Genomic DNA, 13,670 nt, shown 5'->3' on the forward strand with positions numbered 1-13,670 from the left:
CCCCGGAGCTGGTGCGGTGTCCCCGGGAGGGGCGATACTGACCACATGAGCGAGGAGCGGGCCGGGGGACTGTGGTCCCGCGCCCGGGGGAGCGGGCCGGAGTTCGTCCTGCTGCACCCCGGGGGCACGGACTCCCGGGCCCTGGACCCGCTGGTCGCGGAACTGGCCGGCCGGTACCGGGTGATCACCCCCGATCAGCGCGCGCACGGCCGCACCCCCGACCGGGAGGGCCCGCTCTCCTACGCGGCGATGGCCGAGGACACGATCGCCTTCCTCGAGGAGGAGGCCGGCGCCCCGGTGCACCTGCTGGGGTACAGCGACGGCGCCGTCGTCGCCCTGACCGTGGCGCTGCGCCGTCCCGACCTGGTCCGGGACCTGGTGCTGGCGGCGGGGGTGCACCACCGCGACGGGTGGGAGCCCGGCGTCCTGGCGGGCGAGGCGGAGGTGCCGGCCTTCATGGTCGACGCCTACGCGGAGGTCTCCCCCGACGGGCGCGAGCACTACGGCGAGGTCGCGGCGAAGCTGCGGCGGATGCACGAGGAGGGACCGGTCTTCCCGGACGCGGACCTGGCGGGCCTCGACCTCCCCGTCCTGGTGCTCGTCGGCGACGACGACGAGGTGCGGCTCGAGCACGCCGTGGCCGCGTACCGCGCTCTGCCCCACGGGGAGCTGGCCGTGGTCCCGCACGCCTCCCACGGCGTGCTGGTCGAGAAGCCGCAGCTGTGCGCGCGCCTGATCACCGACTTCCACGCCGCCGACAAGCCGGCCACGTTCGCCCCGAGACGGCGCCGCTCCCTGGGGGCCGGCGCCGAGGAGGCGCAATGAGCACGCAGAGCCCCGGCGCGGGCGTCGTGATGCCGGCGGCGTTCTTCGGGCACGGCAACCCGATGAACGCCCTGGAGGTCAACCGGTACACCTCCGCCTGGCGGGCGTTCGGGGCCTCGGTGCCGCGGCCCCGGGCGATCCTGGTGGTGAGCGCCCACTGGTACATCAACGCCACCGCGGTCACCGCGATGCCGGCCCCGCGCACCATCCACGACTTCTACGGCTTCCCGCAGGAGCTCTTCGACGTGCAGTACCCCGCCCCCGGGCTGCCGGGCCTGGTCGAGGAGATCAGCGACACCGTCCACCCCACCTGGATCGGCGCCGACGTCGACAGCTGGGGGATCGACCACGGCACCTGGTCCGTGCTCACCCACGCCTTCCCGGACGCCTCGGTCCCGGTGCTGCAGATGAGCATCAACGCCGACAAGCCCCTGGGCTACCACCTGGACCTCGGGGCCCGGCTGGCGCCCCTGCGGGAGGCGGGCGTGCTGATCGTCACCAGCGGCAACATCGTGCACAACCTGGGCGGGATGGACTGGACGCGCACCGACGACGGCTACGACTGGGCGCGGCGCTTCAACGAGGACGCCAAGGAGCGCCTCCTCACCGACCCCACCGAGCTGGCAGCCCTGGACACCCACCGCGACTGGGACCTGGCCGTGCCCACCCCCGACCACTTCATCCCGTCCCTGTACCTGGCCGGGCTCGCCGGGGCCGCCGGCTCCGCGGACACCGCGGTGCTCGTCGACGGGTACTCCTACGGCTCGCTGTCGATGACCGCCTACACCCTGGGCATGGACTGCCCCCAGTCGGCCGGTGCGGGCGGGTCCTCCCGGCCGCCGGCCGACCTTCCTCCGGACGCCTCCAACATCTGAGCCCGGAGGCCCGGGGCCGGCGACCTGTCCGGTGGACGCGGGGGCTCCGCAACGGCGGCCGGCTCCTCGCGCACCGGCGCCCCACCGGTTCCGTCCGGTCGCCGGTCTGCCGATGGCTAAGCTCGGGGGACGACGTCGAGCTGCTCCGCGGGGCAGCCTCCGAGGCCGCGGCACCACGTGCCGTGCGCTCGGGGGAGGAGGCCATGTGCAGTCATTGACCGTAGGGGTTCTCGCTGATCCGGGGCTGCCGGAGAAGGTGGCCCGCCGGGTGGCCGAGGACCTGCCGCGGGCGCTCGCGGAACGCTCCGGCCCGGAGATCTCCTGGACGGTGGAGGTCAGCCGCGAGACCCTGCCCCTGACGGCCGAGGGGAACATCCCGCTGCTGGACAAGGCCGGCTGGCTGCGCGAGGAGCACGGGTGGGACTTCGTGGTGTACCTGACGGACCTGCCGCGCGTCCACGACGGGGAACCGCTGCTCTGCGAGGTCGGCGCGGCCGACGCCGCGGCGCTGGTCTCGCTGCCGGGCCTGGGCGCCGACCACTTCTCCCGCAAGACCTGCCGGCTGCTGGCCGCCCTGGTCGGCGCGATCCGGGACGGCGCCGAGGACGCCCCTTCGCCGTCCGCGGTGCACGGGGCCCTGGGACGGGCGGCGGCGCGCAAGGTCTCCTCGGGGGAGGCGGGAGGCGCGGCCTACGTCGTGCTGCCCGGGCGGATGAACCGGCTGCGGCTGCTGATCGGCATGATCCTGAGCAACCAGCCCGGGCGCCTGCTGCCGGCCCTGGCCAGCTGTGTGGCGGCCGCGGCGGCCACCGGCGCCTTCGGCATCTTCTACGCCTCCATCTGGAACATGTCCGACGTCCTGTCCCCGGTCCGGCTGGCCACGATCAGCGTGGTGGTCACCGCCGCGCTCAGCGGCTGGCTCATCCTCCACAACGGCCTGTGGAACCGTTCCGCGGACGACGGCGAACCCTGGCGGTCCCGGTCGGACAACGCCTCCACCGTCATCACCGTGTGGCTGAGCGTGGCCCTGATGTACGTGCTCCTGTGGGCGATGCTGCTCCTCGTGGGCCTGGCGGTGATCGAGGCCGGCTACCTCGAGTCCCAGCTGGGCCATCCCGTCGATCTCCTCGACTACCTGCACCTGTCCTGGCTCGCCGCGTCGCTGGGCACCCTGGCCGGCGCCCTGGGCTCGAACTTCGACAGCGACGAGGCCATCCGCGAGGCCACCTACAGCCGCCGGGAGCACCAGCGCCGCCGGCTCGCCGACACCTACGACGACTGACCCGGCGTGGCCGGGTCACCCCCGCAACCAGCGGGCTCAGGCCAACAGGGCCTCGGCCGCGCGGCGCCCGGAGCGCAGGGCGCCCTGGGTCGAGCCGTCGGTGCGGTGGTCGCCGCACACGTACAGGCCGTCGCCGAGGGCGGCGGGCCGGTCGGCCACGAGCCCGGGCGGCTGCTCCGGCAGCGCCCGGCGCACCTCGTGCACGGTCAGCAGGTCCCAGGCGGCGGCGTCGGCGGACCAGATCGTGCCCAGCTGCCGGCGGACGTCGGCCTCGGCGGGGAGCTCGGCGCCCCGCGGCAGGAGGGCGGTCGCCTGGATCAGCGCCCGGCCGTCCGGGGCGTAGCTGGGGGCGGCGTTGCTGACCACGGCCGTGTCGACGAGCGGGCCGGTCGACTCGCCCGGCAGGACCAGGCACCCGAGGTCGGAGGGCGCGGCGTCCGCCGCGAACCACCAGGTCGCCTCGCCCTTCATGGGGGTGTCCGGCAGGTCCAGGAGCCGGGCGGCGGCCGGGCCCTCGGTGGCCACGACCACGGAGGACGCCCGCCAGGCGGCGTCCCCGGCGCCCACGGTCCACCCGTTCCCGGTGCGCTCCACCGCGTCCACGCGGGCACCGAGGACGGCCGGGGACCGGAGCCCGTCGTGGATCCAGGCCGGGAGCGCGCCCATGCCCCCGGAGGGCAGACCGGGGGTGCCGAGCAGGAACCAGCCGACGAGCTCGCGCACGAAGGCGGCCGAGGTGCGGCCCTCGTCCTCGAGGATCACGCCGGCCAGGAACGGCTCGAGCACCAGGTCCCGCAGCGGTCCCCGCACTCCTGCGGCGTCGAGGGACTCGTGCCAGGGCAGGTCCCGCCGCTCCCGGCGCCGCGCGCGGGGGTCCAGGCCCGGGGCGAGCCAGGCCGCCAGGGCGGGCAGCCGGCGCAGCTCCACGAGCGGGCTGCGCAGCGTCCCCGGCAGCCGGGAGGGGACGCGGCGGGGGTCGGCGAGGACGTCGATGCCGTCGCCGCGGCGGACCCCGGCGGCGGCGTCGAACTTCTGGATCCCCAGGGCCGCGACGTCCACGCTGCGCCGCAGCTCGGTGTAGGCGGGGTTGAGGACCTGGAACCCGCGATCGCAGCGGAAGCCGTCGACCGTGTCGGTGCGGATCCGGCCCCCGACGCCGTCGGAGGCCTCCAGCACCACCACGTCCAGTCCGTGCCGTTCGAGCAGGTGGGCGCACTGCAGGCCGGCGAGCCCGGCGCCGACGACGACGACGACGTCGTGGTCCACGGGAACCTCCTAGCGGATCGGGACGGCCGCGGCGGGATCGAGCTCCGCGGCCGGTGCCGCGGCCCGGGCGGGGATCGTGAACAGCGCCGACTCTACGGTCAGGCCCGGCCCGAACGCCAGGGCGCAGACGGTGCGGGTCTCGTCCGCCGGGGCCGCGTCGATCACCTGGCGCAGGACGTGCAGGACGGTCACGCTGCTCATGTTGCCGCGCGTGGCGAGCACGTCGCGGGACTCCCGCAGCGCCTCGGGCGGCAGCCCCAGGGTGTCCTCGAGCTTGTCGAGGATGCCGCGGCCGCCGGGGTGGAGGGCCCAGTCGGTGATGCGGTCCCGGTCGACGGACCCCTCCGGCCCGTCCAGCAGCGCGGCGAGGGCGGTGTGGATGTTGTCCTCGAGGACCTGGGGCACCGCGGCGCCGAGGATCATCTCGAACCCGGCGTCGCCGATGGTCCAGGCCATGGCGTCCTCGCCGTCCGGGATCACGAGGGTGCGGAACCGGTCGAGCTCGAGCAGCGGGGTGACGCCCTCGGGCGTCCGCGCGCTGACCACGGCCGCCGCGGCGCCGTCGGCGAAGAGCGCGGCCCCCCGGATGACATCCGGGTCCCGGGCTGGGCGCAGGTGCAGCGTGCACAGCTCCACGGCCACGAGCAGGACCACGGCGTCCGGGTCCGCCGTGGCGATGGCCGCGGCCTGGCGCAGCCCGATCAGGCCGCCGTGGCAGCCCATGAAGCCGATGTGCGCACGGCGGACGGCCGGGTCGAGGCCGAGGTCCCGGACCAGCTGGTAGTCGGGGCCCGGGGCGAAGAAGCCGGTGCAGGAGACGGTCACCACGTCGGTGACGGTCGCGGGGTCGAGCCCGGGGCAGCGGGCGAGGGCGTCCCGCGCGGCCTCGGCGAAGAGCGCGGGGGCCTGCTCCACGTAGGTCCGGTTCCGGACGCCGGTGAGGGGGGTCAGGAACCGGCCGTCCTCGGTGATGTACGGGGAGCCGGCGCGGGCGCCCTCCTCGACCAGCTCGGAGAGCACCGTGTGCCGGCGCTGGACCCCGGAGGCGCCGAACACAGTGCGCAGCAGCCGGGCGTTGAGCCGGTCGGTGCCGGGCTGGGCCTGGTAGAGGTCCTGGGCATCGGTCTGCTCGAGCACGTGCGGCGGGAGGGCCGTGCCGAGGGACAGGAGTGCGGGCGTCATCCCGTCCAGTATCCGTCCTCGGGCCGACAGGTGCCACGGAGGGCGCGCGGGGGCCGGGCGGACCCGCGGCCGGCGGGTCCGCCCGGGGCCGCCTCAGACAGTGCGGGTCGCGGCATCGAAGTCCAGGCGCGGCAGCCGGTCGTGGCGCGGGGCGGCGGGGGCGCCGATGTTCACGACCATCAGCGCGCGCAGGCTCGTCCCCGCGTGGAACTCGGCGTCCACCCCGGGGGCGTCGAAACCGCCCATGGGGCCCGCGGCGAGGCCGACGGCGCGCACGGCGAGCACGAAGTACCCGGCCTGCAGGTGGGCGTTGTCCCGGCCCATCTGCGCGCGCAGCTCCTCGTTGCCCGCGAACATCTCCTGATTGCCGGCGGCGGGCGGGAAGACGACGGGCAGGTGCTCGTGCCAGTCCACGTCGTAGCTGAGCACCGCGACGGCGGGCGCGGCGGCGGTCTTCGCCCGGTTGCCCTCGGCCATGTGGGGGAGCAGACGCTCCCGGGCCTCCGCGGAGCGGATCCACGTCACGCGCAGAGGCTGGATGTTCATGGCCGTGGGGCCCATCCTGGCGAGCTCGAAGGCCGCCCGGAGCTGCTCGTCGGCCACGGGCTCGTCGAGGAACTCCGAGGCCGTGCGGGCCTCGCGGAAGAGGAGGTCGGCGGCGAGGGCGTCGAGGGTGAGCTGGTCCTGCAGGGTCTCGGGGGCCACGGGGTGTCCTTTCGGAGGCACGGTCGTCTTGATGTACACGTCAACAAAGAGGGGGGCGGGTCTATGCCGGGGGCGTCGTGTGCCGTCCGTCACGTCGCGGCGCCTCCCGCTGGGTACCCTGGCCCCATGCCCCTCCGTCTCCCGCAGCTCCTGTCCGGACCGGACCGCCGCGCGGCCGGCTCCGGCGCCGAGGCGGCACGTGGCCTCCGCCTGGGCGCGGCCCTGTGCGGGACGGGCGTGCTCCACCTCGTCCGGCCCGCGCTCTTCGACGGGCTGATCCCGCGGTCCCTGCCGGGCCCGCCCCGCGCCTGGACGCTGGGCTCCGGGGCTGCGGAGATCGGCGTCGGGGCGCTGCTGCTCCGTCCCGGCACCCGCCGCGCCGGCGGCTGGGCCGCGGCTGCCCTGTTCGTGGGCGTGTGGCCGGGCAACGTCACCATGGCCTGGCGGGCCCGCCGCGGCTCCCCGGTCCGGCGGGCCGTGACGCTCGTGCGGCTCCCCCTGCAGGTCCCCCTGATCGCCGGAGCCCTGCGCATCGCCCGGGCGGGCTGAGAGCCCGCCGCCCGGTCCGGGGCGTCCCCCCGACCCCGGTCCACGGGGTTCGCATTCGGTCACACACGCACACCGTCCCTACGCTGGGCAGAGCACAGGAGTGGGGGCTCCGTTTCCGCAGGGGGATCGCTCTCGCTCCAGTCCATCGGGGGGTGGGCTCTGCGCACCATGCCGCCTCCCGTCCCGACGGCCGGAGGAATCCTTGACCACCACCCGCAGCACCACCGCTTCCCTCGCGCTCGCGGCCGCCCTCGCCCTCGTCCCGCTGGGCTCCGCCGCGGCGGCGACCGGGGCCGCCGCGACCGCGGGCCAGGCCGTCCAGCCGGTCCCGGCGGCCACCGGAACCGCTCCCGGTGCCGACTCGGCAACGGCGGCGGCGACCGACCGCGTCGTCGTGAAGTTCCGGGACGGCGCCGCCCCCGAGGACTCCCGCGACGTCGTGTACGCGCAGGCCGCCGGCCGGTCCGGGGGCGCCGGGCTCGTGGAGACCACGGCCACCGCGGACGGCGCCCAGGTGGTGCGGACCGACGGGATGCTGGCCGGCGCCGAGCTCGAGGCGCTGACCACCGCCCTGGAGCAGGACCCCGCCGTGGAGTACGCGGAGCCGGACCTCCTGGCGACCACCACCGCCGTGCCGAACGACCCGTCCTACGCCGCGCTGCAGTGGAGCCTGTGGGACGACCCGGCCGGACTGGGCATGCCCCTCGCGTGGGACCGGGCCACCGGCGCCGGGCAGACCATCGCCGTCGTGGACACCGGCATCACCGCCCACCCCGACCTGGACGCCAACGTCCTGCCCGGCTACGACTTCGTCTCCACGGCCCAGAACGGCCGGGACGGCGACGGGTGGGACGCGGACCCGACGGACATGGGCGACTACCCCGACGCCGTGCTGTGCCCCAACAGCCCCATGCCCCCGAGCTCCACCTGGCACGGCACCCACACGGCCGGCATCGCCGCGGCCGACGCGAACAACGGGCTGGGCGTCGCGGGGGTGGCCCCGGACGCGAGGATCCTGCCCGTGCGCGCCGTGGGCGCCTGCAGCCAGGGATACATCACCGACGTCGCCGCCGGCGTCCTGTGGGCCGCCGGCGCCCCGGTGGCGGGCGCCGCCGCCAACCCGAACCCCGCGACGGTCATCAACCTCAGCCTCGGCGTGCCGGGGGAGTGCCCGGCGGTGCTGCAGTCCGCGATCAGCGAGGCCGTGAACCGCGGGATCCCCGTGGTCGTGGCCGCGGGCAACCAGGCCGTGGACGCCGCGCAGTCCGCGCCGGCCAACTGCGCCGGCGTGATCTCGGTCGCTGCGACGGACGTCTCGGGCGCCCTGGCCCCCTACTCCAACTTCGGCTCGGTCACGGTCGCGGCCCCGGGCGGGGACCCCTACGCGCAGATCCTCTCGACCGGCAACGCCGGGACGCAGGGCCTCGGCGCGCCCACGTACACGGAGCGCAACGGCACGTCCATGGCGGCCCCGGCGGTCGCCGGCACCGTGGCGCTGCTCCGGGAGCTCGCCCCGGGGCTGGGCGTGGCGGGTCTCCAGGACGCCCTGACCTCGACGGCCCGGCAGGCCCCCGGCGGGTGCGCGCCCGGCTGCGGCGCCGGCATCGTCGACCCGGTCTCCGCGCTGGTCGCGGTGCAGGGCGGCGAGCCCTTCAGCACCGCGGGCGGCATCGGGGCGCTGCACCGGAAGATCGGCGCGACCACCGGCGAGGCCCGCTCCCGGGAGCTGTGCGCCCTGGGCGGCACGCCCTGCTTCCAGGAGTTCGCCAACGGCTGGATCGTCTGGAACGCCGGCCTCGGGGCCCGCTGGCAGCAGGTCCTCCCGGCCCAGTGGTGGGCGATCCCCGCCGCCGGCTGACCCTCGCCCCGCCCGCCGGCGCCGTCCACCCGCTCGGGGTGGGCGGCGCCGTCGTCGTCCCCGGGCCGTTCCTCCGGAACGACCTCAAAGTCCAGCGAAAAGCATGGATCTTCCCATTCGGTAACACGAGCAGACGCTCCGTACGCTGAGCGCAGCGGCGCCGGCTCCCCTTCCCGTGGTCGGCGCGCCGCAGCTCCCCCGCTGCGCGCTGCACCCCCACCGGCTGGAGAGTCCATGACGTCCTTCCACGGCCGCGCCCTGACGGCCGCCCTGGTCCTGATCCTGGCCGGCGCCGCGGCCCCCGCCACGGCCCGGCCCCCGGTCGGGACCACCATGCCCGCCGCACCGGCGCCCGCGCCCGCTGCGGAGGGGGCCGGGAGCCCCGGCGCGACCGACCGGGTGATCGTGAAGTTCAAGGACGGCGCGGAACCCGCCCCGCTGGCCCGCGAGCGCGTCTACGCGGAGGCCGCGGAACGGATCGCGCCCGGGGGCGCGGCGGCGGGCGAGCCGGCGGCGGCGCCCCTGCTGGACGAGATCAGCCGGACCGTGGACTCGGCCCGGGTCGTGGCGGCGGACGGGCTCCTCGACGCGGAACAGCTCGAGACCCTGACCGGCGCCCTCGAGGAGGACCCGGCCGTCGAGTACGCCGAGCCGGACCATCTCGCGAGCATCGCCGCGGTGCCCGACGACCCGTACTACGCGACGTCGCAGTGGAACCTCCAGCCCGCCGCGGCAGGCCTCGACCTGCCCAGCGCCTGGGACCGGGCGACCGGCAGGGGCCAGACCATCGCGGTCGTGGACACCGGGATCACGTCCCACCCCGACCTGGACGCCAACGTGGCACCGGGCCACGACTTCGTCTCCCTGCACGCCGGGGGCGTGCAGCCGGGCCACTCCCGCGACGGGGACGGCTGGGACCCGGACCCGCGGGACGAGGGGGACCACGCCGGTCCCGGCGAGTGCGGATCCGGCTCCGCCGCCCGCTCCTCCTCCTGGCACGGCACGCACACGGCGGGCATCGCGGCGGCGCGGGGCAACAACGGCACCGGTGTGGCCGGTGTCGCCCACGGCGCGACGCTCCTGCCGGTGCGCGCCCTCGGGGCCTGCGGGGACGGGTACGTGTCCGACATCGCCGTGGCGATCGCCTGGGCCGCCGGCGAGGACGTCGACGCCGTCCCGGCGAACCCCCACCCGGCGACCGTGGTGAACCTCAGCCTGGGCTTCCTCTCCAGCACGTGCCCGGCCGCCCTGCAGGACGGGATCGACCGGGCCCTGTCCCGCGGGGCGAGCGTGGTCGTGGCGGCGGGCAACCACGACCGCGACGCCAGGATGGAGTCCCCGGCCAACTGCCGGGGGGTGATCACCGTGGCCGCCAGCACCGCCCAGGGCGCCCGCGCCGGGTACTCCAACTGGGGCCGGGTCACGCTGGCCGCCCCGGGCGGGGACCCCTCCCGGCAGATCCTGTCCACCGCCGACACCGGGAGCGCCCGGCCCGGCGGCGGCACCTACTCCTACAAGTACGGCACCTCGATGGCCAGCCCCACGGTCGCGGGGGTCGTGGCGCTGGTCCGCGAGACGGACCCGTCCCTCTCCCCGGCCCAGGTCAAGGAGGTCCTGGCCGCCACGGCCCGGCCCCTGCCCGGGTCCTGCCCGGGCGGCTGCGGCGCAGGGCTCGTGCACCCCAGGGCCGCCGTCGCCCGGGCCACGCTCCAGGAGGGCTACCGCACCCAGGGCGCCATCGGCGCCCTCCACGCCCGGATCGGCGCCTCCACCGGGGCGCCGCGCTCGCACGAACGGTGCGGCCTCGCCCAGGACGGCTGCTACCAGGAGTTCGAGCGCGGAGCCGTCTACTGGAGCGCGGACTCGGGCGCCCGGTGGGTGCACGGCGGTGTGCGCGGCGCCTGGAACCGCGCCGGCGGCGTGAACGGCCTCCTGGGCTATCCCCGGACCGGGGAGCGCGACAACGGCGCCGGCGGCGTCCACCAGCACTTCCAGCGGGGCACGGTCGTCTGGAGCGCCGGGACCGGTGCGGCCCCCGTGCACGGCGCCGTCGGCGCGCGCTGGGCGGCCCTCGGCGCGGAGACGGGTCTGCTGGGGCACCCGCTGGGCGGTGAGCACCGCGGCCCGGCCGGCGGGGCGCACCAGTCCTTCGAGCGGGGCAGGATCCTGTGGTCGCCCGCGACCGGCGCGCAGCCCGTGCGCGGGGCGATCGGCCGGGCCCACGCCGACCTCCGGGGCGAGCACGGCCGCCTGGGCTACCCGGTGTCCCCGGAGCAGCGCTCCGGGGACACGGTCGTCCAGCGCTTCCAGGGCGGATCGATCGGCTACCGCCACGGCGCGATCACGGTCTCCGCCCGCTGAGCGGGCCCGGGCCGCCCGGACCCGCTTCAGGAGTTGAGCTGGTGGATGCGGGCGCTCAGGACCGTGGCGAAGCCGCACCAGCCGGCGTAGGGGAGCAGGGCGGCGCCGTGCAGGGGCCGTGCCTGCGCCGCCCGGCGCGCGAGATCGGCGGTGCTGACGGTCAGCGCCGCGGCCGTGACCGTGGCCAGGCCGGTGTCGTGCTTCGTGAAGAAGACCCAGCTCCACCCTGCGTTGAGGGCGAGGTTCAGCGCGAGCGCCCGGCGGTAGCCGCGCTCGCACCGTGCCGCCTCGGACGGGACGCACCCCGGGCGCCGGATCGTCCGCACCCGCGGGCCGCGCCGGCGCGCGCCCGGGCGGTCTGCCGCTGCAGCTCGGTGAGCACGGCCGCGGAGGTCACCGCGAGATCCGCGTAGAGCACGGTCCACACGACCGGGAACACGGCGGCCGGCGGCTGCAGCCCCGGCTTCCGCAGGTCCCGGTACCAGGGGCTGTCCACCCCGGCGGAGGCCGCGGTGCCGGCCGCGGCGGCCGCCCCCGTCTGCGCGCTGGTCTTGAGCAGGTTCGTCCAGAACATGGGTCAGTCCTTCGTCTCGGTGGTGTCCGGGTCCTCGGCGGCGTGCCGCCTCCCGACGGCGTCCCGGGGGCCGGTGCGGTCCGGTGGGCCGGCGCCGTCCGGACGGGTGCCGCCGGAGGCGTCCGCCCGCTGCCGGGCCCAGGTGCCCAGGATCCCGGCGACCACCGCCCCGGCGTGGCCGGCGGCCATGTCGCCCATGGTGTCCAGGTAGCCCACGTTCACCTGGGGGTCCACGAGGTAGTAGCCGGCGAACTCGAGGTACTCCCACACGAGGGCCAGTGCCGCGCCCAGGGAGCTGACCAGGACCACGTGGGAGACCGGGCCCGGCGACGAGAGCCGGGACCACCGCTCGAGGGCGCGGAACGTCAGCTCGGCCAGCACCGCGGTGGCCGCGAAGTGGACGACCAGGTCCCAGTGGTCGTACCTCTCGTAGAGCAGGAACACGGAGCTCCAGGCCGCGACCAGCAGCGTCAGGTCCGTGGTGATCTCCAGGGCCGCGGGCAGCCGGGCCCGCCACGTGATGGTGATGGCCAGGCACACGAGCATCATCACGGAGGCGCCCACGGCGTCGAAGAACAGGGCGGTGAGCAGCACGGAGAGCGGGCCGAGCCACCGCACCGCCAGGGCGAGCCGGCTCATGCGCGGCCCCCCGGCAGCCGGTGCCCCAGGCGCGCCTGCCACCGCTCCCACGGGCGCTCGTCGGCCCAGTTGAGCCGGATCGTCCGGAAGGCGCGCGCCAGCCGGCGGACGGCGGGGCGCCCGCCCCGCAGCGCCCGCGGGGACATGCCCACGGACAGGCCGGGCCGGAAGAGGATCCGGTGCGCCGGGTCCAGCCGGAAGCTGAGGTCGAAGTCGTCGTGCAGCTCCGGGTCGTGCCGGTGGACGCCGTCCCGGACCTCGAGCCACCAGGAGCGGCGCATCGCCATGTTGGTGCCGAACAGGGGAGGGTGGGCCAGCGCGGCGGCCGTGCTGAGCACGTACAGGCCGATGTAGAGGGCGGAGAGCAGCCGGTCGAGGCCGGGCGGCAGGCCGTGGAAGCGGCCCGGGCCGGCCACGGCGACCACGTCGGGGCGGGACGCAAGGGCCGCGAGCAGCCCGGCGATCCACTCCGGGCCGGGGACGGTGTCCGCGTCGCAGCGCACCACCACGTCCCCCCGGGCGGCGTCGTAGCCGGCGGCCGCGGCGGGCGGGATGCCCGGCGCGGGTTCGAACACCACGCGGGCCCCGGCGGCGCGGGCCACGTCCGCGGTGCCGTCGCTCGAGGCGTTGTCCACCACCACGATCTCGTCCGGCGGCCGGGTCTGCGCGGCGAGCAGCCCCAGGCAGCGCGCCAGGTGCACGGCGTCGTCACGGGCCGGCACGACCACGGACACCGTGGGGGCGCCGGACGCCCCCGCGGGTGGGTGGCCGGGTCCGGTCGGGTCTCTGCTCTCCGTCATGGCCCCATTCTCTCGCGCCCGCGCCCTAGAATCGGCACATGCAGTCCGACGAGGGCACGATGAGCACGTCCGGCGCCGCGGCGCCGGGCGGCGGCGCGCACCGGGGGCGGCGCGGCTTCGACGTGCTCTTCCTGCTGCAGCAGTTCAGCACCGAGGCCGAGCGGTACGCGGACCAGGTCCGCCGCCGCTTCGGGCTGGCGCACAAGGACGTCCACGCCCTCAACGAGGTCATGCAGGCCAACCGCGCCGGCCGCCCGATCCGCGCCGGGGACATCGCCCGCCGGCTCGTGCTCAGCGGCTCGGCGACCACCACGGTGATCAAGCGCCTGGTCTCCGCGGGACACCTGGTGCGCGCGGTCGACCCCCGTGACCGCCGGGAGGTCAGCCTGCAGGCCACCGAGCACGCCTACCGCTCCGGCCGTCGGATGTTCGCGGCCATGGGCGAGGAGGTCCTGGCGGTGCTCGACGACTGCACCGACGAGGAGATCGACGTCCTGCGGCGGCGCCTGCCCCAGCTCACCGAGGCGGTCCGCCGGGCCGGTCACCGGGCAGGGGAGGGCGCGCCCGAGGTCGGGGCGGCCACCGGGGGGACCCCGCCCGCGGCGGCTCCGGAGGGCCCCGGGAGGGCTCCGCGCCCGGCGTGACACGGACAATTGATTCGATTTTCGAAGGACTGTGGTGGAATGGGGGAATGGTGACGGTCTTCTCGCGCGAATCGGCCTTCTCGAGCGCTCGTCCGGGCACCGGGACGCGG

14 protein-coding genes are annotated in these 13,670 nt (G+C 76.3%); 7 read left to right on the top strand and 7 right to left on the bottom strand.

The window, feature by feature from the left end:
* Positions 1-45: 45 nt before the first annotated feature.
* The 3 genes from ACZ2G1_RS15095 to ACZ2G1_RS15105 all read left to right on the top strand — a co-directional run bounded on the left by ACZ2G1_RS15095 (position 46) and on the right by ACZ2G1_RS15105 (position 2,982).
* Positions 46-825 (top strand): alpha/beta fold hydrolase, encoded by a 780-nt coding sequence (locus tag ACZ2G1_RS15095; protein WP_470377094.1) that lies wholly within the window; start codon positions 46-48, stop codon positions 823-825.
* On the top strand, positions 822-1,700 hold the full coding sequence (ygiD, locus tag ACZ2G1_RS15100; RefSeq protein ID WP_197722656.1) for a 4,5-DOPA-extradiol-dioxygenase: 879 nt from the start codon (positions 822-824) through the stop codon (positions 1,698-1,700). The genes ACZ2G1_RS15095 and ygiD overlap by 4 nt, the downstream gene beginning before the upstream one ends.
* Positions 1,701-1,905: 205 nt before the next feature.
* On the top strand, positions 1,906-2,982 hold the full coding sequence (locus tag ACZ2G1_RS15105; RefSeq protein WP_470377095.1) for a hypothetical protein: 1,077 nt from the start codon (positions 1,906-1,908) through the stop codon (positions 2,980-2,982).
* 36 nt (positions 2,983-3,018) lie between these two features.
* Here the strand turns inward: ACZ2G1_RS15105 and ACZ2G1_RS15110 are convergent, their stop codons facing one another.
* The 3 genes from ACZ2G1_RS15110 to ACZ2G1_RS15120 all read right to left on the bottom strand — a co-directional run bounded on the left by ACZ2G1_RS15110 (position 3,019) and on the right by ACZ2G1_RS15120 (position 6,135).
* Positions 3,019-4,248, bottom strand: a complete 1,230-nt coding sequence (locus ACZ2G1_RS15110; protein ID WP_470377096.1) for an NAD(P)/FAD-dependent oxidoreductase — start codon at positions 4,246-4,248, stop codon at positions 3,019-3,021.
* 9 nt (positions 4,249-4,257) lie between these two features.
* Positions 4,258-5,430 carry a type III polyketide synthase gene (locus ACZ2G1_RS15115; RefSeq protein ID WP_470377097.1) on the bottom strand — a complete coding sequence of 391 codons (1,173 nt, stop codon included), beginning with the start codon at positions 5,428-5,430 and terminating at the stop codon, positions 4,258-4,260.
* A 93-nt stretch (positions 5,431-5,523) separates the two neighbouring features.
* Positions 5,524-6,135 (bottom strand): malonic semialdehyde reductase, encoded by a 612-nt coding sequence (locus ACZ2G1_RS15120; RefSeq protein WP_207307521.1) that lies wholly within the window; start codon positions 6,133-6,135, stop codon positions 5,524-5,526.
* Between the two features lie 126 nt (positions 6,136-6,261).
* On the opposite strand from ACZ2G1_RS15120, the gene ACZ2G1_RS15125 reads away from it, so the two are divergent.
* The 3 genes from ACZ2G1_RS15125 to ACZ2G1_RS15135 all read left to right on the top strand — a co-directional run bounded on the left by ACZ2G1_RS15125 (position 6,262) and on the right by ACZ2G1_RS15135 (position 10,903).
* On the top strand, positions 6,262-6,684 hold the full coding sequence (locus ACZ2G1_RS15125; RefSeq protein WP_470377098.1) for a DoxX family protein: 423 nt from the start codon (positions 6,262-6,264) through the stop codon (positions 6,682-6,684).
* Positions 6,685-6,886: 202 nt separating this feature from the next.
* Positions 6,887-8,542, top strand: coding sequence for a S8 family serine peptidase (locus tag ACZ2G1_RS15130; RefSeq protein WP_470377099.1), 1,656 nt, complete (start codon positions 6,887-6,889; stop codon positions 8,540-8,542).
* A 234-nt stretch (positions 8,543-8,776) separates the two neighbouring features.
* Positions 8,777-10,903, top strand: coding sequence for a S8 family serine peptidase (locus ACZ2G1_RS15135; protein WP_470377100.1), 2,127 nt, complete (start codon positions 8,777-8,779; stop codon positions 10,901-10,903).
* Positions 10,904-10,929: 26 nt separating this feature from the next.
* Here the strand turns inward: ACZ2G1_RS15135 and ACZ2G1_RS15140 are convergent, their stop codons facing one another.
* The 4 genes from ACZ2G1_RS15140 to ACZ2G1_RS15155 are packed head-to-tail and all read right to left on the bottom strand — an operon-like array spanning position 10,930 to position 12,916.
* Positions 10,930-11,229 carry a TspO/MBR family protein gene (locus tag ACZ2G1_RS15140; RefSeq protein ID WP_470377101.1) on the bottom strand — a complete coding sequence of 100 codons (300 nt, stop codon included), beginning with the start codon at positions 11,227-11,229 and terminating at the stop codon, positions 10,930-10,932.
* Positions 11,148-11,477: a tryptophan-rich sensory protein gene (locus ACZ2G1_RS15145; RefSeq protein ID WP_470377102.1), complete on the bottom strand. Its 330-nt coding sequence runs from the start codon at positions 11,475-11,477 to the stop codon at positions 11,148-11,150. Before ACZ2G1_RS15145 ends, ACZ2G1_RS15140 begins: the two co-directional genes overlap by 82 nt.
* Positions 11,478-11,480: 3 nt before the next feature.
* Positions 11,481-12,116: a DUF2238 domain-containing protein gene (locus tag ACZ2G1_RS15150; RefSeq protein WP_470377103.1), complete on the bottom strand. Its 636-nt coding sequence runs from the start codon at positions 12,114-12,116 to the stop codon at positions 11,481-11,483.
* Entirely contained in the window at positions 12,113-12,916 is an 804-nt protein-coding gene (locus ACZ2G1_RS15155; RefSeq protein ID WP_115163502.1) for a glycosyltransferase family A protein, read from the bottom strand. The genes ACZ2G1_RS15150 and ACZ2G1_RS15155 overlap by 4 nt, the downstream gene beginning before the upstream one ends.
* A gap of 38 nt (positions 12,917-12,954) precedes the next feature.
* Here ACZ2G1_RS15155 and ACZ2G1_RS15160 point away from each other — a divergent pair, with 38 nt between their 5' ends.
* Entirely contained in the window at positions 12,955-13,560 is a 606-nt protein-coding gene (locus ACZ2G1_RS15160) for a MarR family winged helix-turn-helix transcriptional regulator (RefSeq protein ID WP_470377104.1), read from the top strand.
* Positions 13,561-13,670: the final 110 nt, after the last annotated feature.

Source organism: Kocuria sp. KKT182, from assembly GCF_055635395.1.